This window comes from Sporosarcina ureilytica (genome assembly GCF_001753205.1).
In the GTDB taxonomy this organism is placed as follows: Bacteria; Bacillota; Bacilli; order Bacillales_A; family Planococcaceae; genus Sporosarcina; species Sporosarcina ureilytica.
Genome location: NZ_CP017560.1, coordinates 1,974,408 through 1,995,103, shown reverse-complemented (window position 1 = coordinate 1,995,103; position 20,696 = coordinate 1,974,408). Strand labels below are relative to the sequence as shown.

The window sequence follows — 20,696 nt, the reverse complement described above, 5'->3', positions numbered from 1 at the left end:
ATTTTGGTTACAGGCTTTTTTCTTACTTACAAATTTAGCAATATTCATGTAAAATAGAAGTTGGAAGATTTTTAAAAGTTGGTGGGAGGGATAAGAGAAATGTTAGTAGACGAAATAAAACAAACAACATTTGCTGCAAGTACATATGAAGAATGGCAAGCACTTGCTACAAAATCATTAAGGGGACTACCATTTGATAAACTGATTACGAAAACGATTGAAGGAATCGATTTATATCCACTCTATACTGAACAATCATCAAAACTTGAATCACTACACCCAATACGTGAAGCAAAACAAGAAGCTGATTGGACAATTGCACAACAACAATATGTCGATAATGCAAATGATTTTATCCGAAATATGAAAGAATCATTTGAACGAGGAAATGAGGCAATTGTTTATGATGGTTCCAACCCAGTTGATTGGAATGACAAAGCGTTAATAGAGTTGGCCCAATTGGCAATCCAATACCCAATCTATTTTTTAAAAATAGATCAAAAAGATACCATTATAAACGTATTCCAACATATTGCTGATCAGGACAAAGAACGCGTAAAAGGTGTAGTAGATATTGGACAGGACCAGATGCCTAATGGGTTTATAAATATCCGTACAATTGGTGCTGATGTAACTGAAGCGCATCATCTAGGTGCAGATGCCGTAACAGAATTGGCTCTTGTCATCGCAAAAGCAGCTGATAATGCTTCGAATCAAGAAGCTTTTGAAGCATTAAATAAGCAGTTTTTTGTTCGTTTCGCAGTCGATACACATTTCTTTATGGAAATCGCTAAGCTTCGAGCTTTTCGAGTTTTATGGGAAGCGCTTTCAGTTGCATATGGGAATAAACAAGTTGACGCTGTTCCAGTATTGACGGAAACTTCATTGCGTTCTTATGCGACATTAGATCCGTATGTGAACTTGCTTCGTGCAGGAAATAGTGCATTTTCCGCTATCCTTGGAGGAGCAGACGTTTTAACGGTGCACCCCCATGATGTTTTGACGCGTCCTACTGAAACGTCCATTCGACTTGCACGAAATGTCCAGCTCGTCATTCAAGAAGAAACATTAGTATCAGAAGTCCTTGATCCGGCCGGGGGGTCCTACTTCATAGAATCATTGACGAAAGAATTAGTCGAGAAAGCTTGGAAACGATTTATTGAAATTGAAGAACAGGGCGGATACGCGGCTTATATAAAGAGTGAACAGTACATGGCCTATATTGACCAATTACATAAAAAGCGTTTAGCATCTGTTGCTAAAACGTCCAGTTCTCTTATCGGTACAAATGTATATGCCGATTTATTAGGAGACGAAGAGAAGGAAGCAAGTTTATCGATAAAGGGGAGACTTGCGGAACCATTTGAAAAGTTCCGGATTTCATTTGAACAGAACCAGCCGAAAGTTGCGCTGGTGACATTCGGACAATTAAAAGACTTCAAACCACGTGCAGATTTTGTAAGTGGATTTCTCGCAACAGGCGGAATTAAAACTGAGTCGACAGCTGAACTTGCAACAGTCGAAGAAGCGGTTAATTGGATACGAGCCAGGCAACCAGATTATGTTGTTGTCTGTGCGACAAATGAAATGACAGAACAGGTGATGACACCGTTACTTCAAAAATTACCAACTGAACTGACGATAGATGTGGCGGGAAAATATAGTGAGGAACTGTCGAGTCATTGGCAAGAAAACGGATTGAATGGTTTTATTTACAATGGACTCGACAAGTTGGAGAAGTTCAATGAAATCTTAGACCGCTGGGAAGGGGATGGGAAAGTTGACAAAGCCGAATTTTCGAAATGTAAATCCATTAAAAGTAACGGATAGACATATATCTGCTATTTCCGAAAAGAAACCATTTGAAACGAACGAAGGCATTCCTATTTTGCCTGTTTATGAGAAAGAGGATATTAAAAATGTCCAGCATTTGAATGATCTTCCAGGTATTGCGCCGAATACGAGAGGGCCATATCCGACAATGTACGTGACAAGACCGTGGACCGTTCGTCAATATGCTGGATTTTCAACGGCTGAGGAAAGTAATGCGTTTTATAGACGAAACTTAGCAATGGGACAAAAAGGTTTGTCGGTTGCATTCGATTTGGCGACACACCGCGGTTACGATTCTGACCATCCCCGAGTAACTGGAGATGTTGGAAAAGCCGGGGTTGCAATTGATTCTGTCGAGGATATGAAAATTTTATTTGACCAAATTCCGCTCGATGAAATGTCAGTCTCTATGACAATGAACGGTGCTGTTTTACCTATTATGGCCTTTTATATTGTAGCTGCGGAAGAACAGGGCGTGACACCAGAACAATTAGCTGGAACGATTCAAAATGATATTTTAAAAGAGTATATGGTTCGGAATACGTATATCTTCCCTCCAGAAATGTCGATGCGGATTATCGCAGATATCTTTGAATATACATCAAAAAACATGCCGAAATTCAACTCAATTTCTATTTCTGGCTATCATATGCAAGAAGCAGGAGCAACGGCAGATATTGAACTTGCTTATACATTAGCAGATGGACTTGAGTACGTTCGAACTGGTTTAAATGCGGGCATCGATATCGATTCATTCGCACCAAGATTGTCGTTTTTCTGGGCAATTGGGAAGAATTATTTTATGGAAATTGCGAAGATGCGTGCAGCACGTAAAATGTGGGCCCAGCTTATGCAATCGTTTGACCCGAAAAATCCAAAAACATTGGCGCTTCGGACCCATTGTCAAACATCTGGTTGGAGTTTAACGGAACAAGATCCATTCAATAACGTAACGAGAACGTTAATTGAAGCGAATGCTGCTGCGATGGGGCACACACAATCCCTTCATACGAACGCGCTTGACGAAGCGATTGCATTACCAACAGACTTTTCAGCACGTATCGCGCGGAATACGCAATTATTTCTGCAAGAAGAAACGTATATGACAGATGTTGCAGATCCATGGGGCGGCTCCTATTATGTTGAAAAACTAACGGACGAACTGATGGAAAAAGCATGGACTTTAATTGAAGAAATTGAAGAACTTGGTGGGATGGCAAAAGCAATTGACACTGGCTTACCAAAAATGAAAATCGAAGAAGCAGCGGCCAAGCGTCAAGCGCAAATTGATTCTAAAACGGAAATCATTATAGGTGTAAATAAATATCAATTAGATGAAGAAGAACCAATTGATATATTAGATATTGATAATACAGTTGTTAGACAAAAACAAATTGATCGTATTCAACAGATGAAGCAGACTAGGGATGAAGATTTGGTACAACAGGCATTGCACTCGATCACTGAAGCTGCACGAACAGGTCAAGGTAACTTGCTCGAAAAAGCAGTGAATGCAGCGCGTGCCAGGGCAACAATTGGAGAAATTTCTGACGCGATTGAAGTCGTTTCGGGTCGACATAAGGCGGTGATTCGTTCTGTGAGTGGCGTATATAGTGCGAACTTTTCGAATGAAGAAGAAATCGCGGAAGTAAAAGCGATGGCAGACGATTTTTTACAAAATGAAGGGCGACGTCCAAGAATTCTCATTGCAAAAATGGGACAAGATGGACATGATCGCGGTGCGAAGGTGATTGCATCATCTTTCGCTGACCTTGGTTTTGACGTAGATATTGGACCTTTATTCCAAACACCGGAAGAAACCGCAATGCAAGCAGCTGAAAATGATGTGCACGTCATTGGCGTAAGTTCACTTGCTGCTGGACATCGTACGCTCGTTCCTGAGTTAAAGGAAGCGCTTGAAAAAATTGGTCGAGAAGATATTTTAATCGTCGTTGGAGGTGTTATTCCAGCACAAGATTATGCATTTTTAAGAGAAAGTGGTGCTGCCGCAATTTTCGGCCCTGGAACAGTCATTCCAGTTTCTGCACAAAAAGTGATTGAAAAAATTTATGAAAAGCTTGGTTACGAAGAAGTGACGGAAGTATGAGTGAAAAAGAGAATCAACACGTGGATAGTGCGATGTACATTATGGATGGCATTCATTCACAACATGATGGCATGATAGGGACGCCGAGGAGACGTTTCGTCAAAAAAGACAGAAAGATAGCTATCACGGATCTGGCTGCTCAAATTGCGCAAGGTTCCAGACTTCACCTTGCAAGAGGAATTACGCTTTTAGAAAGTATTACGGCAGAAGACCGGAAAGCTGGACAAGAACTGCTATTAAGTTTATTGCCTAAAACCGGTAACAGCATTCGTCTTGGAATAACTGGTGTACCGGGCGCTGGGAAAAGTACGTTTATTGAAGAATTTGGCTTAAAGCTAGCAGAAGCAGGGCATAAAGTGGCCGTACTTGCCATTGATCCGAGTTCAACGCTTACAGGTGGGAGTATCCTCGGGGATAAAACACGTATGGAAACATTATCTAGGCATCCTAATGCTTTTATTCGCCCTTCACCATCAGCAGGTACATTGGGTGGCGTCCATAAAAAATCTCGCGAAACGATGTTATTATGCGAGGCGGCGGGTTACGATATTATTTTAATTGAAACAGTTGGTGTTGGACAAAGTGAAACGGTTGTTCGTGGCATGGTAGATATGTTTATTTTACTCGTTTTAACAGGTGCAGGCGATGAATTACAAGGAATGAAAAAAGGCATTATGGAACTTGCTGATATGATTATCGTTCATAAAGCCGATGGTGACAATATTCCATTGGCGAAAAAAACAGTACGAGAGTATAAGCAACTACTCCATTTACTCCAACCTGCATCACCTGGTTGGACAGGAAAATCATTACCTGTGTCCTCCTATGAGCGAACAGGTTTCGACGATGTTTGGAATAACGTGCTCGCATTTAAAGAAACAATGGAAAAAAATCAACATTGGGAAACACGGCGTAACCATCAAACGAAAGATTGGTTCCATGCAATGATTACAGATCGACTTATTGACTCTTTTTTCTCACAAGAAGGTAAAAAAGAAGAAGTTCAAAAATTAGAACATGCACTACTAAACGGACAGTTGACGGTGACAAACGCGGTAGAACGATTATTTGAATAGCAGGAGATTTTCACCCTTATCGACTCTTTTACATATTGTAAAAGAGTCGATTTTTTAAGGAGAGAGAATAAATGAACTTTCAACCTTTTACTGGTACTGTCACTAACATACAAAATTTTGGTTCAAGTGTGAATGGCGAAGATCAAGGATGCACACTGTTATTTACGGTGGATGGTAACAGAGATGAAATCGTCAATTTTGTTGTAACGCCACATACTTATTTTGTAGAAAACGAGACTATCAAGAGGGGAGATAGGATTACTGGATTTTACGACGCGGACGCACCAGTTCCTTTTATTTATCCACCACAGTATGAAGCTTGGGTAATCGCAAAAGCAACGAATGAGTACTTTGTAAAAGTCGATTATTTTAATCATGAATTACTGAGTCAAGATGGTAGCTTACGATTAAATATTGGTCCCCAAACTGAAATTTTATTAGAAAATGCCCAACAATTCCGTGGCCGCATTGCTAATCGATATTTAATCGTTTTATACGGCCCAACGACTAGAAGCATTCCAGCCCAAACAACACCTTATCAAGTAATTGTCCTTTGTATATAATCGTTAAATCAAGACGAAGAGGTTTACTTATTTATGGTAAGCCTCTTTTTTAATTTAGTACTGAATTCAACATTTATTTTAATATAAAGCTATAACAAATCTATAATAATATTACGTTCGGGGCGCTGCACTTTATATATATTTAATAAATATGCTTTTTTCCAATTTTTATAAACAAAAATGATATCTATTCAACAGCTAAAAATATATAATAATAGTCAAGGAAAGCGAAAACATCAATAAGAATTAAAGGGGAAGCGCATATGACTCAAACTTTTACAATCTCAAATCAAAACATTAATAGTCAATTTACGATGGTACAAGCTGAAGTTGAACATACAGCAGAAATTCTTGCTTTATTAGTAGAAACAGCAAAGTGGTTACGGAGTAAAGGATCTACACAATGGAATGCATTGCTTGATGGCGTAGATTCACATAATACGGAAGATGCCATTGAGCGCGGTGATGTTTTTATTTGTAAAGATGGCGAAAAAATTGCGGGAATGGTTATGCTCCTAAAGCAACCAAGTAAGTGGGATAGTGAACTTTGGGGGCCGAAAGCACATCACAATGATGGAGCTATCTATTTACATCGTTTAGCGATTCGCCGGGAATACGCGAATTGTAAGTTAGGGGAATCGATTCTAAATTGGTGTTATGGATCGATTTCTTTTGAAGGGAAGGAAATCATTCGGCTTGATTGTGTTGCGAATAATGAACATTTAAATAGGTTTTATCGTCAAAATGGTTATACATATCTTGGTGAGAAAAATGGTTATAGTCTATACGAAAGGTGAGACAAAGGGACTAAAATGGAATATTGTAATTCATGCTTGACTTGTATGACGGTTTCCACGATTGAAAAAAAGAACAGGTAATATAACAAATATACAGCTCTCTACTTCATAAGAGCTAGAGAGCTGTATGTTTTTCACATTAATTATTCACATTAACTTTGAAATAAACATAGTAGCAATGCCAAAGTATATTAATAATGATAAAATGTCATTAATTGTTGTAATAAGTGGACCCGAAGCAATGGCTGGATCTGCTTTAAATTTATACAATAGCAGTGGAATAATGGTGCCCGCCAATGTTCCGATAATAAGTGTTGCTAAAAGGGAAGAACCAACGACAAGGCCTAGTACGAGGCTACCGCGCCAAATGAAAGCGATAATCGCGATGACAATCGCACATGTAATACCAATAATGATCCCAACAATAAATTCTCGAAATAGTAATCTAGCGGCACTTTTCATTGTTAAATCTTCAGAGACGAGCCCACGAACAACGACCGCGAGTGATTGTGTACCCGTATTTCCCGTCATTCCTGCAATCATTGGCATGAAAAATGCTAAAGCAACAACTGCTTCTAAAGTAGCTTCAAACCGTTCAATAATTCCTCCCGAGATAAGTCCAATAAATAATAATAAAATAAGCCATGGCAAGCGTCTCCAAGCTGCGACGATAGGGTTTGTATGGAAATTAATTTCTTTACCAGAAGCCAATAGTTTTTCGATGTCCTCATCGGCCTCTTGCCAAACTACATCTAAAATATCTTCTACGTGAATAATGCCTAATAATTGTTGTGTACAATTGACTACTGGGATAGAAACTAAATCTTCACTCCTGAAAATTTGAGCTGCTTCTTCTTGGTCCATGTCTGTTGGAAAAGCGACGATATCTTTAATCATAATATCAGTGACATTCTTTTCCCCATGCGCTCCAAGTAACTCTCTAATAGATAAGACTCCGATTAATCGATATTCGGGACTGACGATATATAGGTAATGAATATTCGTTTTGCCTTGTACATTTTGTCGAAGATGCGTGATTGCTTCTTCTACTGTATACGTTTCTTGGAGTGCGATAAATCCTTTTTTCATAAGTGTTCCCGTCGTTTCCATTTCAAAAACGCCGTTCTGCATCGTTGTCATATGTGATGACCTCCTTAAAAAATCCACTTCTTTGTAAAATTGAAGGGGGAGATTAATCATGTGAAAAAGTAAGAACACCCTTCTACGCAAGAAGGGTGTTCAACAATTATCAATCATATTGAATAGCTTTCTTCGTAGAGCTTTAGCACTGCATGACATAGGGTGATTAGTCACTGAAAATCGTGTTTTTAATAGGTACGCTAACTTTTAAACATGCCCCCAGAACTTCCCCAAAACCAGCCGTATTATCAGAAATTGAATCTGCGGCCAATTTAGATATTAATATGTAATTGTCATACGAAAAACTCGCCCGAAATACAAACTAGTTTTCTTGCATAAGGTGCGATAGCGTTTCACTCGTAATACTAGCTTACCATCGATTGGGATTGTACGATAGCTTTTAGAGTGATCTTGTTTAGTTTCAATTCGGAACAAGTTGTGGCGGCTAAAAAACAGCGAAGATTTAAAAAGACAGAAATTCAGTCCCTTGTAGAGGGACTGAATAAAATCATTTGTTTAAGTCCTGTATACCTGGACTATGTTCATTTGGCATGTCAGGCATTAAAGGGACCGGAAACCCTTTTGGTGGATCCGTTACTGAAAGTGTATCATTGTTTCTGCTAGGGGTTTGACCTTGAAATATTTCGGCTATTCGAGTTGGGTCTAGCCTAAAGTTGAACTGTGCATTATGGTAACCCATTTCTATATATTTTCTACATTCAGGATATTTGTTGATATCATAGTTCGGAATCGGAAATAGTTTACCCCAATCCACACCCAATGTCTCTAAAGCTTTAGCAAAAGCATTCTGGTGCGCATTATCCCGCACAATAAGAAAAGCAAGTGTTTCTCGGAATGTTTTATTTGAACTCATTTCGTAAATACGTGTCTTTTGAAGTACGCCAGTTGATTCAAGAACCAAATTGTCAAGTAAGTCCGATATAAGGTTTCCATGCGAATAAACCCAAGAACCGTTCCAAGGGTTACCAGCAGCGTCAACTGGCAAAGAAGCTTGCGCTGCCATAATATAATGATGCGGATTCGCGTGCCTAACTGCATCATCAAGAGGTGCATGGTCAACACCTGCATTGCCTGGAACCTCGGACTCTCCAGAATCATTCAATAACTGGTTAATTGTATTTTGAACGAGTTCGACATGTGCAATTTCTTCTAGGAAAACACCTCGAAGCAAATCTCGATATTGTGTTTCTTTTCCACGAAAATTAGAGCTTTGGAAAAAGTATTGCATCATCGTTCTCATCTCACCATAATGACCGCCGAGAATTTCTTGCAACACTCTTGCGGCTTCTGGATCTGGTTTATCAGGGACGATTATATTAATTAGTTCTTCTTTATAGTAATACAAATTAATTCAATCCTTTCAAAGTTGACTTATTGAAATTAGAATGCCCAGGATAATAAGTATTAAACATTTACAAAAGTATGCACAGAAGGGGATCTGCATTATTATGTTGTCAAATTTTAATGGATAAATATGAGGAGTGGGAGACGTAACATCTCACAAATGGAGGATGTCATATTGCAAGTCTTTTGCATGTCAACACGGCTCCTGTTATGATTACTTTGAAAGAATGAAAGGAGCTTGGTTGATATGGGTATGGATTTTAATTTATTAATGACTGAAACTGTAAACCGGGCACGTTCAGAAATGGACGCGATTGGATATGAACAATTAACGACACCGGAACAAGTTGAAGAGGTTGTAAAACGTTCTGGCACTACACTCGTCATGATTAACTCCGTTTGTGGATGTGCAGGTGGTATTGCTCGTCCAGCAGCACAACATGCAGTACATTATGATAAACGACCGGATCACCTCGTGACAGTATTTGCAGGACAAGATAAAGAAGCAACAGCACAAATGCGTATGCATTTCGGAGATGATCATCTACCTTCTTCGCCATCGTTTGCACTTTTGAAAGACGGGGAATTAGTAGCTGAAGTAGGTCGTTATGAAATAGAAGGACATGACCCGATGTCAGTTGTGAATAACTTACAAAGTCATTTTGAAGAACACTGCGAAAAAGTGTAAGGACAAAAACGGTCAGAAAGATATGTGTTATTTCTTTTGTAAATGAGAGATTACATATTAAAACAATAAAAAAACTGTTCGCGCTTGCTAATCAAGAATTAGCAATGCCGGACAGTTTTTATTTATGCTTACGATAAAAATTATGTTCAATCAAAAAGCAATGTCACTTGGAGTTACATCATACTTAGGCCCATACCGAGACCAGATAACAACATCAAGCCAATCATAATGTATACAATCCACTTTTGTATGTTTTTATTACTCATCGTTTTTACCCCTTACGCTCGTTATTTATTCTTATTTTAACAGAAAACACGAATTTCACAACTGCTAGCAGTTTTATCAATTAAAATGTACAATAAGGATAGGGGGGGATGAACGTGAAAAATGTTGACCATATTGGCATAGCCGTACATAGTATCGAGAAAACGCTTCCGTATTATACAGAAACGCTTGGTTTAAAGCTGCTTGCGATTGAAGAAGTAGCTTCGCAAAAGGTACGTGTTGCGTTTATTGACGCAGGAAATATTAAATTAGAATTACTTGAAGCAACCGCAGAAGATGGACCTGTAGCGAAGTTTATTGAAAAGCGAGGGGAAGGTGTCCATCATATTGCCTTTGGGGTTGAAAATATTCGAACACGTATGCAAGATTTGAAAGAAAATGGTGTTCGTTTATTACAAGATGAACCGAAAAGGGGCGCTGGCGGTGCTGAGGTTGCATTTTTGCATCCAAAATCATCGTACGGGGTACTTTATGAACTTTGCGAAAAGACAACAATGGGGGAATGAGAAATGGATATTTACGATAAAATAAATGAATTATATGACAAAAGAAGGCAAATCGAGCTTGGGGGCGGAGACGAGCGCATTGAGAAGCAACATGAAAAAGGAAAACTAACGGCTCGCGAACGAATTGATCTTCTGCTCGACAAAGATACATTTGTTGAATTAAACCCATTCGTCACGCATCGAACGCGTGATTTTGGCATGGACTCACAAGTTGGTCCGGGTGATGGTGTTGTTACCGGGTATGGAAAAGTAAACGGCAGGCCGATTTATTTATTCTCACAAGATTTCACAGTTTTTGGCGGGGCACTTGGAGAAATGCATGCGATGAAAATTGCGAATGTGATGGATTTAGCCGCGAAAAATGGGGCACCTTTTATCGGTTTGAATGATTCAGGGGGCGCACGAATTCAAGAAGGCGTCGTATCACTAGACGGATATGGTGAAATTTTTTATCGTAATGCCATTTACTCTGGGGTAATTCCACAAATTTCGGTTATTTTAGGTCCATGTGCTGGTGGGGCTGTTTATTCACCTGCTATTACTGATTTCGTCTTTATGACAGATAAAACGAGTCAAATGTTTATTACAGGACCGAAAGTTATTGAGACGGTTACTGGTGAGAAAATATCATCTGAAGCACTAGGCGGTTCGAAAGTACATAATACGATTAGTGGAAATGCTCACTTTAGAGGAGAAGATGAGAAAACGGTCTTACAAAATGTACGACAATTATTATCTTACTTACCTCAAAACAATGAAGAAAAACCACCAACTATCCCATACGACGATACAGATGATTATCGTCCGGATTTGGCAGATGTTGTCCCATATGAAGGCATTCGTCCTTATGATATCCGTAGAGTCGTCGAACAAGTAGTTGATGAAGATTCCTTTATGGAAGTACAACCTGAATTTGCAAAAAATATTGTCATTGGACTTGCACGTATTAAAGGGGAAACAGTTGGCCTTGTATGTAACCAGCCGCGTGTCATGGCGGGTGGACTTGATATTGATTCATCAGATAAAGGGGCGCGTTTTATTCGCTTTTGTGACGCATTCAACATTCCAATCATTACATTTGAAGATGTAAGTGGATTTTTCCCTGGTATTAAACAAGAGCACGGCGGTATTATTCGACACGGTGCTAAAATTTTATATGCCTATTCAGAGGCAACTGTTCCTAAAATGACGGTCATTTTAAGGAAAGCGTTTGGTGGTGCTTATGTGGCGCTCAATTCAAAATCCATTGGAGCGGATGTTGTATTCGCTTGGCCAAATGCAGAAATTGCTGTAATGGGGCCTGAAGGGGCGGCAAATATTATTTTCGCAAGAGATATTGCGAACTCAGATGCCCCAGAAGCAACACGAGCTGAAAAAATTGAAGAATACCGCGAGAAATTTGCGAATCCATATGTGGCTGCTTCTCACGGTATGGTTGATGATGTCATTGATCCACGCGAAACACGTGTGAAGTTAATTCAAGCATTGGATATGATGCGGAATAAGAAAGAAACAAGACCTAAGAAAAAGCACGGGAATATTCCGTTATAAGGAGTTTTAAAAAATGAACAAAGAAAGACTACTAAACGAGTTTTTGGAACTCGTCCAAATTGATTCAGAAACGAAGCATGAACGAAAAATAGCCGATATATTAAAAGAAAAAATGACAGCACTCGGTTTTGATGTTGTAGAAGATGATACTGCAGAGCGAAGTGGACACGGTGCAGGTAATTTAATCGCATCCATGAAAGGAACTGTAGCAGATGCGGATCCAATTTATTTTACATGTCATATGGATACAGTTGTTCCTGGTCTAGGCATTAAACCTGAACTTCGTGAAGATGGTTATATTTATTCAGATGGGACGACAATTCTTGGCGCGGACGATAAAGCGGGGATTGCGGCATTATTTGAAATGATGCGTGTCGTAAAAGAGAAAAGCATTGCGCATGGAGATCTTCAATTTATCATTACAGCAGGAGAAGAAAGCGGACTTGCTGGTGCCAAAGAGATGGATCCTAAGCTGATTACATCGAAATACGGTTATGCGGTAGATAGTGATGGTAAAGTTGGTGGAATTGTCACAGCGGCACCATTTCAAGCGAAAATTTGGGCGACGATTCATGGGAAGACTGCACACGCAGGCGTTGCACCAGAAAAAGGCGTTTCTGCAATTAACATTGCTGCAAAATCGATTGCTGCGATGACATTAGGGCGTATTGATGGGGAAACGACAGCGAATATTGGAAGCTTCCATGGTGGGCAAGCGACAAATATTGTGTGTGATGAAGTAACGATTGTGGCGGAAGCGCGATCCATTCAGAAAGAAAAGTTGGCTAAACAGCTTGAACATATGGAAAGTACATTTTCTCGGGTAGCTGAGGAAATGGGGGGTGGCGCGAATCTTGAAATCCAGCATATGTATCCAGGTTTTAGCTTTACGAAAGATGTACCGGTTGTGCAAACAGCAATGCGCGCAATTGAAAATATCGGCAGAACACCTGAGTTATTAACGAGCGGTGGCGGAAGTGACGGAAACGTGTTCAACGGAGCCGGAATTCCAACTGTAACATTATCTGTCGGTTATGAAGAAATCCATACAACAAACGAACGTATGCCAGTTGAAGAATTAGAGAAACTTACCGAACTATTAATTGAAATTGTTCGAGTTACCGCAAATACGCCAAAGGAGGCGTAATAAATGGATGAACTTAAAGCAGTCATCGTTCAATGTGGCAACGAAGAGTATGCAATTCCTGTCCAATCTATCGTTTCAATTGAACGGTTAGAGCAGGTAAATCCGATTCCGCATTTGCCAGACTTTGTACTTGGGTTAATGAACATTCGAGGGGAACTCGTGCCGATTTTCGATTTTGAGAAAATCCTTTATCATCGGAGTGCCAAAGAGCATGATGAAACTCGCGTTGTTGTCGTTCAGACAGATGTTTTAACAATTGGTTTACTTGTACTTGATGCAAAAGAAATTATAGATATACCAAATGATTCATTAACGGATTCGGCTTTAAAAGTTTATTCCAAAACGCCTTATTTTACGGCGGTGGCGAATTTAGAAGACCGTATGATTACAGTAGTAGATCCTGAAGTGTTGGCGCAAACTCTTTCAGGTATGGATGAAATTGGCGCTTATGTTGAAGCGAAAATTTCAGAAGCAAAGTAAACTTATGGCCGAGCAGAGCAATCTGTTCGGCTGTTTTTCGGGAAGGAGCGGAACCGATGCAGAAAAACAGTCAAACAAGGGCAAGAGTGATTTTACATGTCGATATGAATAGCTTTTTTGCATCTGTTGAACAAGCATACGATCCTTCTCTAAAAGGCATTCCACTCGCTGTTGCAGGGAATCCGCAACAACGGCGAGGCATTCTTGTGACTTGCTCTTATGAAGCACGAGCATTCGGCGTTTATACAACGATGACTGTGGGAGAAGCAAGACGACTTTGTCCCGAACTGGTCATCATCCCACCTGATTTTGAAAAATATAGAATCGCTTCATCAGCGGTTTTTGACATATTACGTTCTTATACAGAGCTAGTAGAACCCGTTTCCATTGACGAAGCCTATGTCGATATCACAGATATTGGTGGATTAACAAATGCTGTATCGATTACGAACAACATCCAACAACGGATTTTACAAGAGCTTGATTTACCTTGTTCCATTGGCATCGCACCGAATAAATTTTTAGCCAAAACCGCCTCAGATATGAAAAAGCCAATGGGCATTACAATTTTACGGAAACGTGAAATTAAACAAGTGCTATGGCCACTTCCTGTTATCGATATGCATGGCATTGGGAAAAGTACAGAGAAGAAATTAGCGGAATTAAAAATTCATACAATTGGTGAATTGGCCCATGCGGATGAATTGATAATCAAGTCAGCGTTAGGTAAAAATGGTGTCCGGCTTAGAAAACGGGCGAATGGGATTGACCATCGTCCAGTTGATCCGGAAGCAGCAAATGAACGAAAGAGTATTGGGAGTTCTACAACATTGCCAATCGATGAAACGGATTTAGAAGCTTGTTTAGAAACGTTTAAATGGCTTGCCAATAAAGTTGCAATTCGACTTAATAAACAACAATTAGCTGGTTCCGTTATCATGATTCAAATTCGTACAGCAGACTGGCAAAATCAGACAAGAAGTAGAACAGTATTAAACCCGATTTTTAAAGAAGAGCAGATTTATGAGGAAGCGAAAAACCTCTTTACAACGCACTGGGACCATGAACCAGTACGTCTCCTAGGAATTACAATTTCAAATGTCATTCCACTGAATGAATTGTATGAGCAACTATCCATTTATGATTACGAAAAACATGCAAAAGATGCACAAATTGAAGGACTTGTTTCGAATTTAAATGAAAAGTTTGGACAAAATGCAATTAAAAGAGGGAATGACTAATAGGTGTACTTTGTCACACTAGCATCTGGCACTATAATGGAGACAACCGAACCTTATTAAAATTTAATTCAATGTATAGAACGAAAAGAGGAGTTGAAATGTTTGGATTTACATTTTTTAGGTACTGGTGCAGGCATGCCATCGAAAACACGTAATACGTCCGCGTTAATTGTTAATTTAACTGCGGAAGGAAGAGGATATTGGCTATTTGACTGTGGAGAAGCCACGCAACATCAAATATTACATACTTCATTAAAACCAAGAAAAATTGAAAAGATATTCATTACGCATCTACACGGCGACCACATATTCGGATTGCCAGGTTTAATCAGTTCGCGTTCTTTTCTAGGAGGCAATGAACCGCTAGATATTTATGGTCCATCTGGACTTTCTAACTGGCTATGGTCTACTTTACAGCTCACAAATACCCACTTAAACTATGAACTGCGCATCCATGAAATTACTGAGGAAGGCATTGTTATTGAAGATAAAGATTTTCTAGTCCGCGTAAAAAAACTGGAGCATGTCATTCCTTGTTTTGGTTATCGTATTGAACAAAAACCATTACCAGGTAAACTGCTCATCGAAAAAGCGATTGCTGCGGGTGTTCCGAAAGGCCCGCTATTAAAAAACTTAAAAGAAGGACAAGATGTAACATTAGCAGATGGGCAAGTTGTCTTAAGTGAAGATGTTACAGGTGAACCACAAACAGGATTTACGATTGCGATTCTGGGCGACACAAAATATTGTGATGCTTCTGTGGAATTGGCGGAAGGATCGGACATTGTCGTCCACGAAGCGACATTTGATAATGAAACTGGAAATTTGGCAAAGGATTACGGGCATTCGACAATCGGTGATGCCGCCAAAGTAGCCAAGAAATCAAATGCTAAAGCACTAATCGCTAACCATATTAGCGCACGTTTTTTACCGAGCGATATTGCGAAGTTAAAGAAACAAGGACAAGCTACTTTTGATAACATTTATATCGCTGAAGACTTTGCATGCTTTGAGTGGAAAGATGGTAAAGTGAATCAAAATAAATATAATGGATAAAAAATAGGATAACTTCGATTGTAATCCTGCTATCGTGGTTAAATTCCAATAACAATGGCTGTATAAAAGCTAATTTTATTAGAAGCATATCGTTAAAAGTTGTGTGATAAAGATTTTAGGAGGAACCCAATGGAAGTTTTCGCAGATTTTTTAGCAAAAATTGATCATCCAGATCATAAAGAGCGAGTGGAAGAAGTGTTAGGTTGGATAAAGAAGCAGTTTCCTAGTTTAGAACAGGTCGTTAAATGGAATCAGCCGATGTTTACGGACCATGGCACGTTTATTATTGGCTTTAGCGTAGCGAAGCATCATATGTCTGTTGCTCCTGAAAGGGTAGTGATTGAACGCTTTTCTGATGACATTGAACAAGCCGGGTATGACCATACAAAGGAATTGATACGTATCAAATGGAGCGGACCTGTTGATTATTCATTACTTGAGAAAATGATTGCATTTAATATTGAAGATAAAGCCGATTGCTCAACTTTTTGGCGAAAATAATTTATTGAGTAGCGCGAGATTATCGTTCAAAAGTTCCTAATAGGACAAATCCCTAACATATATAATTACGATGTTAGGGACTTTGTCATTTATGAACTTCTAAAATAGCAAAGTTAAGACGAATCTTAGTGCTCATCGCCGCAAATTAAGACGTCATCACCTAAAATAGCCATCCACGCTCGTATTGTTTTGGCACTTGAATTTCGGTGCGCAATTCTTTTGCCGCTTTGAAAGCCCAGTAAGGGTCACGAAGTAGTTCGCGACCGAGGAAAATTAAGTCTGCACGATTATTTTTTAGAATTTCTTCAGCCTGAATGCCAGTCGTAATAAGCCCAACCGCACCGGTTTCAATATCGGTCCCTTGTTTAATTGTTTCTGAAAACGTCACTTGATAACCTGGGAACACATCGATATTCGCTAGGACAACACCACCTGAACTTACATCGATTAAATCTACCGTTTGTTCTTTCATCCACTTAGTCATTTCTACATATTGTTCTGCTGTCATGCCACCTTCAGCATAATCATGGGCGGAGATACGAACAAATAACGGGCCTTCCCATTCTGAACGAACTGCATCGATAATTTCCCGTAAGACTCGATACCGATTTTCAGCAGTACCGCCGTATTCATCAGTACGTTTATTTGTCAACGGTGATAAAAATGAATTTATCAAATAGCCGTGCGCGGCATGAAGTTCAATCACATCGAATCCTGCTTTTTTGGCGCGAATTGTCGCCGCTTTAAAGTCTTGGATAAGTTCTTCTATTTGATCAGCTGTCATTTGATTAGGCGTTTTGGAGTTTTCGCTAAAAGCAATTGGAGAAGGTGCAAAAATATCCCCCTTTACGGTTGCTTTTCGACCTGCATGGGCTAACTGAATGCCTGTTTTAGCACCATGTTGTTTCATCAATCGAACTATTTCTGCGAGCCCATCAATATGATTGTCATGCCAAATCCCTAGATCTTGAGCGGATATGCGACCTTGCGGATGAACGGCAGTCGCTTCTACAATAATGAGTCCAATTTGCCCAACTGCTCGGCTTGCATAGTGTGTTTTATGCCAATCTTCCACTTTGCCATCTTCATGGTGACTTGAATACATGCACATTGGTGCTTGTACGATTCGATTTTTAAATGTTACATTTCGCACTGTAAATGGTTCAAATAACTTCGCCATTCTCATCTTAACCCCCATTTATGATATATACGTATAGTTTAGCAAAGTAACCATGTTAAATTAGAAAGTATGCTTTTATAAGGAATCCATTAAATTGTCATTGCTTCATTTTACAAGCCGCTAAAGAAAGTTCTTTTGAACGTTCAGTTGCTTCGTCGATACACTTGGCTAGTAACGTTTTGAAATTACCATCCGCTAATGCTTGCAGACCTGCGGCAGTTGTTCCGTTTGGACTTGTGACATTTTCTCTGAGCGTTGCTGGTTCTTCTTTCGTTTCTTTTAACATAGCTGTCGCACCTTCAAGTGTTTGAATAATAAGTGAACGTGCAATGTCCGGCGATAACCCTTTTTGAATCGCTGCCTCTTCAAAAGCCTCGACTAAATAATAAACGTAAGCTGGACCACTTCCGGATAATGCGGTTACTGTATGCAGGTCTTGTTCATCGACTTGTTGAACGAGACCAATTGCATTCAATAAGGTAAGCAATTGTGTTTCTAATGAAGCGTCAACTGCATGGTTTAACGCAATTCCGGTAGCCGATCTTCCAATGGTAGCAGATGTATTAGGCATTGCCCTTGCAATGGGTCTTGCGCCTAACCCTTTTTCAATTGTGTCTATTGAAACACCAGCAATAACAGATAAAACGGCAGAAGTTTGATTTAAAAAAGGTGAAATGTCCATCATCGCTTGGTGAATATCTTGCGGTTTTGTAGCAAGAACGACCAGGTCTGCTTTTTTTAACGCGTCGCGTTGTTCACAAACGATAGAGATCCCATATTTTTGCTGTAAAGAATAGAGCCTCTTATCGTCTCCTTTATTCATCACAAATAATCCTTCTGGATGAATCACTTCTTTTTTAACCATTCCTGCGATGATCGCCTCGGCCATTGACCCCGCACCTACAAATACAATTGTTTTCATATGATCACTCCTTTTTTCTAAACAAAAACGAAATTCGTGTCTGCTTAGAGATGACAGGCACAATCTGCATATCTTTGAGCATCTGACACCTAAAGCTAGACGTAAAAAATGCGCTTTCGTCCCTACAATCAGGACGAAAACGCATGTTTCCGCGATACCACCTATATTTACTGGTTTTCCAGTACAACTTATCCCATCTGTAACGCGATGGTGACGGCTATGTTTCCGTAGCAGCTCGGAAGTAGGTTCGAAGGGGGAGTGGGATAGTGGCTTTCAGCCGATGACCACATTTGCTTTTATCCATCACGACTTCTACTAGTCTTCGTCAACGCCTATTTATTCATCGATTATTCCGATTATTACACAGTCTTGAAAATTCGTCAACAGATTACGGTCGATGTATGCGTTTATTACAATAATGGTTTTGTTGTTAAGTTGAAAGTAAGAGGTGACGCAGTTATGGAAAAGTTGTACAATATACTGAACAGTGATTCACTTTCGATTGGAAAAGATTGAAATGGGAGAGTCAACTTAATGTGAAAAGAGGATGATTAGATGATACATAAAATTGAGATTCCGACACCATTTGCGGTCGGTGATGTGAATGCATTTTTGGTAAAAGGGGATGCACTTTCGTTATTTGACGCCGGGCCGAAAACGCCTGAAGCATATGAAGCGTTAAAATATGGGTTAAAAGAAGCTGGATATACATTCAATGATGTTGAACAAGTTTTTTTAACACATCATCATCCCGATCATGCGGGTTGGATAGATGCGTTTGACAACGCGGAGATTCTTGGTCACCCGTATAATAACGTATGGCTTAAGCGAGATGAAGCTTTTTTTAACTATCATGACCAATTTTACCTCGAGCGCCTACTTGAAGAAGGCGTGCCAGAGCAATATTTAAGTTGGGTTCCTAAAATGAAAAGACCTATTGCGATGATGGGCGAAAGATTATTAGATAAAAAGATTAACGAGGGCGATGCAGTTCCGGGGCACCCTGGTTGGACTATACTAGAAACATTAGGTCATGCACAAAGTCATCTTGTATTTTGGAATGATAAAACGCATGAGATGATTGGCGGCGATCTTTTACTTGGAAAAGTTTCGTCAAACCCACTTATCGAACCACCATTAAACCCAGCTGACGAGCGACCTCGTTCCTTATTGCAATATAATGCTTCTTTAAAAAGGCTATTAACATTACCAATTGAAACGATTTATGCAGGCCATGGTGAAGAAGTACATGGTATCCATTCGCTGATAGAAAAGCGTCTTATGCAACAACGTGAACGTGCGATGAAAGTCCGTGCCATGTTAGCCGATGGTCCACGAACGATTTTCGAGTTAACCCAAGAATTGTTTCCTACTGTCTATGAAAAAGAATTAGGCTTAACATTGTCAGAAACAATTGGGCAAATTGATTATTTACTTGACGAAGGTTTCATACTCGAAACACGAGATGCGCATGGTGTATTCATTTATGAACAAAATTAAAACGTTTTTCATTACAGGTGCAACAAGTGGTGTTGGTTATGCACTTGCGGAACGACTGCTTTCAGAGGGGCATCGAGTTTGGGCAACAGGTCGGTCAATCGAGCCATTGAAACAGTTACAAGCAGATGGCGCAAAAATAGTTCCAGCAGATTTGACGAATCGAGAGGAAATGGACCAACTACTTCTTACAATTGACACGCCGGATGTTGTTATTTTTTCGGCAGGTGTCGGGACCTTTGCGTATGCCTACGAAGCGACGGATGACATGATTGTAAGTACAATGGATGTCAATGTAGCTGTTCCAATGCAATTGACGCGCCGATTACTTCCGCGCATGATGACGCAAAACAAAGGCCATTTTATCTTTCTAGGTTCGCAGGCCGGTAAGGTAGCAACCCCAAAAGCTTCCATTTATGCAGCTTCTAAACATGCACTTATCGGTTATACGAATGCACTTCGAATGGAACTTGCACCATTCGATATGTACGTAACAACCATTCATCCTGGTCCGATAGATACGCCATTTCTAGACCTTGCTGACGGTTCAGGAAAATATCGTACATCAGTGGGTAGACATTTGCTGACCATCCAAACTGTCGTCGATGTAATTGTGCAAGTCATCGAAAAACCAGTGCGAGAAGTTAATTTACCATGGTATATGGGGATTACAAGTAAGGTATATGCGCTCATGCCAGCATTCATTGAACGCGTAGGGCGTAAATTCTTTTTTAAAAAAGATTAAAACTGTAACTATTTAC

19 protein-coding genes and 1 pseudogene are annotated in these 20,696 nt (G+C 39.7%); 15 read left to right on the top strand and 5 right to left on the bottom strand.

The features are described 5' to 3' along the window. Nucleotides 1-99 precede the first annotated feature (99 nt). The 5 genes from BI350_RS09815 to BI350_RS09795 all read left to right on the top strand — a co-directional run bounded on the left by BI350_RS09815 (nt 100) and on the right by BI350_RS09795 (nt 6,376). Nucleotides 100-1,830, top strand: coding sequence for a methylmalonyl-CoA mutase family protein (locus tag BI350_RS09815; RefSeq protein WP_082295034.1), 1,731 nt, complete (start codon nt 100-102; stop codon nt 1,828-1,830). Beyond that, nucleotides 1,781-3,940 (top strand): methylmalonyl-CoA mutase, encoded by a 2,160-nt coding sequence (gene scpA, locus BI350_RS09810; protein ID WP_075527942.1) that lies wholly within the window; start codon nt 1,781-1,783, stop codon nt 3,938-3,940. The genes BI350_RS09815 and scpA overlap by 50 nt, the downstream gene beginning before the upstream one ends. Further along, nucleotides 3,937-5,016, top strand: coding sequence for a methylmalonyl Co-A mutase-associated GTPase MeaB (gene meaB / locus BI350_RS09805; protein ID WP_075527941.1), 1,080 nt, complete (start codon nt 3,937-3,939; stop codon nt 5,014-5,016). Before scpA ends, meaB begins: the two co-directional genes overlap by 4 nt. Nucleotides 5,017-5,087: 71 nt before the next feature. Then, complete coding sequence (locus BI350_RS09800) at nt 5,088-5,579, top strand: hypothetical protein (RefSeq protein ID WP_075527940.1); 492 nt, start codon at nt 5,088-5,090, stop codon at nt 5,577-5,579. A gap of 263 nt (nt 5,580-5,842) precedes the next feature. Next, nucleotides 5,843-6,376 (top strand): GNAT family N-acetyltransferase, encoded by a 534-nt coding sequence (locus tag BI350_RS09795; protein WP_075527939.1) that lies wholly within the window; start codon nt 5,843-5,845, stop codon nt 6,374-6,376. Between the two features lie 147 nt (nt 6,377-6,523). Here BI350_RS09795 and mgtE read toward each other — a convergent pair. Both mgtE and BI350_RS09785 read right to left on the bottom strand, forming a co-directional pair. Continuing rightward, a pseudogene (gene mgtE, locus BI350_RS09790) lies at nt 6,524-7,483 on the bottom strand (magnesium transporter); the annotation flags it as partial. 541 nt (nt 7,484-8,024) lie between these two features. Further along, nucleotides 8,025-8,882 carry a manganese catalase family protein gene (locus BI350_RS09785; protein ID WP_075527937.1) on the bottom strand — a complete coding sequence of 286 codons (858 nt, stop codon included), beginning with the start codon at nt 8,880-8,882 and terminating at the stop codon, nt 8,025-8,027. Between the two features lie 246 nt (nt 8,883-9,128). Here BI350_RS09785 and BI350_RS09780 point away from each other — a divergent pair, with 246 nt between their 5' ends. Beyond that, nucleotides 9,129-9,569 carry a BrxA/BrxB family bacilliredoxin gene (locus BI350_RS09780; protein WP_075527936.1) on the top strand — a complete coding sequence of 147 codons (441 nt, stop codon included), beginning with the start codon at nt 9,129-9,131 and terminating at the stop codon, nt 9,567-9,569. A gap of 173 nt (nt 9,570-9,742) precedes the next feature. On the opposite strand, the gene prli42 is transcribed toward BI350_RS09780, so the two are convergent. Continuing rightward, complete coding sequence (gene prli42, locus BI350_RS16925) at nt 9,743-9,835, bottom strand: stressosome-associated protein Prli42 (protein WP_155767510.1); 93 nt, start codon at nt 9,833-9,835, stop codon at nt 9,743-9,745. A gap of 114 nt (nt 9,836-9,949) precedes the next feature. Between prli42 and mce the strand changes: the two genes are divergently transcribed. The 7 genes from mce (at nt 9,950) to BI350_RS09745 (ending at nt 16,336) form a co-directional block, all read left to right on the top strand. After that, nucleotides 9,950-10,360 (top strand): methylmalonyl-CoA epimerase, encoded by a 411-nt coding sequence (gene mce, locus BI350_RS09775; protein WP_075527935.1) that lies wholly within the window; start codon nt 9,950-9,952, stop codon nt 10,358-10,360. 3 nt (nt 10,361-10,363) lie between these two features. Continuing rightward, nucleotides 10,364-11,911, top strand: a complete 1,548-nt coding sequence (locus BI350_RS09770; protein WP_075527934.1) for an acyl-CoA carboxylase subunit beta — start codon at nt 10,364-10,366, stop codon at nt 11,909-11,911. 13 nt (nt 11,912-11,924) lie between these two features. Next, nucleotides 11,925-13,058: a M20/M25/M40 family metallo-hydrolase gene (locus BI350_RS09765; RefSeq protein ID WP_075527933.1), complete on the top strand. Its 1,134-nt coding sequence runs from the start codon at nt 11,925-11,927 to the stop codon at nt 13,056-13,058. 3 nt (nt 13,059-13,061) lie between these two features. Further along, nucleotides 13,062-13,538, top strand: coding sequence for a chemotaxis protein CheW (locus tag BI350_RS09760; RefSeq protein ID WP_075527932.1), 477 nt, complete (start codon nt 13,062-13,064; stop codon nt 13,536-13,538). A 56-nt stretch (nt 13,539-13,594) separates the two neighbouring features. Next, the gene (locus BI350_RS09755; protein ID WP_075527931.1) at nt 13,595-14,779 is read left to right on the top strand and encodes a DNA polymerase IV; all 1,185 of its coding nucleotides are present in this window, start codon (nt 13,595-13,597) and stop codon (nt 14,777-14,779) included. A 102-nt stretch (nt 14,780-14,881) separates the two neighbouring features. Further along, the gene (gene rnz, locus BI350_RS09750) at nt 14,882-15,835 is read left to right on the top strand and encodes a ribonuclease Z (protein ID WP_075527930.1); all 954 of its coding nucleotides are present in this window, start codon (nt 14,882-14,884) and stop codon (nt 15,833-15,835) included. A gap of 129 nt (nt 15,836-15,964) precedes the next feature. Then, a complete protein-coding gene (locus BI350_RS09745) occupies nt 15,965-16,336 on the top strand; it encodes an iron chaperone (protein WP_075527929.1) in 372 nt (123 codons plus the stop codon). A gap of 160 nt (nt 16,337-16,496) precedes the next feature. Here the strand turns inward: BI350_RS09745 and namA are convergent, their stop codons facing one another. Together namA and proC are read right to left on the bottom strand one after the other, a co-directional pair. Further along, complete coding sequence (gene namA, locus BI350_RS09740) at nt 16,497-17,516, bottom strand: NADPH dehydrogenase NamA (RefSeq protein ID WP_075527928.1); 1,020 nt, start codon at nt 17,514-17,516, stop codon at nt 16,497-16,499. Nucleotides 17,517-17,613: 97 nt separating this feature from the next. Then, nucleotides 17,614-18,438 carry a pyrroline-5-carboxylate reductase gene (proC, locus tag BI350_RS09735; RefSeq protein WP_075527927.1) on the bottom strand — a complete coding sequence of 275 codons (825 nt, stop codon included), beginning with the start codon at nt 18,436-18,438 and terminating at the stop codon, nt 17,614-17,616. A 555-nt stretch (nt 18,439-18,993) separates the two neighbouring features. Between proC and BI350_RS09730 the strand changes: the two genes are divergently transcribed. After that, nucleotides 18,994-19,938, top strand: a complete 945-nt coding sequence (locus BI350_RS09730) for an MBL fold metallo-hydrolase (protein ID WP_075527926.1) — start codon at nt 18,994-18,996, stop codon at nt 19,936-19,938. Then, nucleotides 19,925-20,680 (top strand): SDR family NAD(P)-dependent oxidoreductase, encoded by a 756-nt coding sequence (locus BI350_RS09725; protein ID WP_075527925.1) that lies wholly within the window; start codon nt 19,925-19,927, stop codon nt 20,678-20,680. Before BI350_RS09730 ends, BI350_RS09725 begins: the two co-directional genes overlap by 14 nt. The last annotated feature ends 16 nt before the right edge of the window (nt 20,681-20,696 follow it).

Coding starts and splice junctions, on each gene's coding strand:
- BI350_RS09765 (WP_075527933.1), top strand. CDS start 11,925: ATGAACAAAGAAAGACTACTAAACGAGTTTTTGGAACTCGTCCAAATT.
- BI350_RS09745 (WP_075527929.1), top strand. CDS start 15,965: ATGGAAGTTTTCGCAGATTTTTTAGCAAAAATTGATCATCCAGATCAT.
- proC (WP_075527927.1), bottom strand. CDS start 18,438: ATGAAAACAATTGTATTTGTAGGTGCGGGGTCAATGGCCGAGGCGATC.
- namA (WP_075527928.1), bottom strand. CDS start 17,516: ATGGCGAAGTTATTTGAACCATTTACAGTGCGAAATGTAACATTTAAA.
- BI350_RS09760 (WP_075527932.1), top strand. CDS start 13,062: ATGGATGAACTTAAAGCAGTCATCGTTCAATGTGGCAACGAAGAGTAT.
- BI350_RS09780 (WP_075527936.1), top strand. CDS start 9,129: ATGGGTATGGATTTTAATTTATTAATGACTGAAACTGTAAACCGGGCA.
- prli42 (WP_155767510.1), bottom strand. CDS start 9,835: ATGAGTAATAAAAACATACAAAAGTGGATTGTATACATTATGATTGGC.
- BI350_RS09770 (WP_075527934.1), top strand. CDS start 10,364: ATGGATATTTACGATAAAATAAATGAATTATATGACAAAAGAAGGCAA.
- BI350_RS09815 (WP_082295034.1), top strand. CDS start 100: ATGTTAGTAGACGAAATAAAACAAACAACATTTGCTGCAAGTACATAT.
- BI350_RS09730 (WP_075527926.1), top strand. CDS start 18,994: ATGATACATAAAATTGAGATTCCGACACCATTTGCGGTCGGTGATGTG.
- meaB (WP_075527941.1), top strand. CDS start 3,937: ATGAGTGAAAAAGAGAATCAACACGTGGATAGTGCGATGTACATTATG.
- BI350_RS09795 (WP_075527939.1), top strand. CDS start 5,843: ATGACTCAAACTTTTACAATCTCAAATCAAAACATTAATAGTCAATTT.
- BI350_RS09725 (WP_075527925.1), top strand. CDS start 19,925: ATGAACAAAATTAAAACGTTTTTCATTACAGGTGCAACAAGTGGTGTT.
- BI350_RS09800 (WP_075527940.1), top strand. CDS start 5,088: ATGAACTTTCAACCTTTTACTGGTACTGTCACTAACATACAAAATTTT.
- BI350_RS09755 (WP_075527931.1), top strand. CDS start 13,595: ATGCAGAAAAACAGTCAAACAAGGGCAAGAGTGATTTTACATGTCGAT.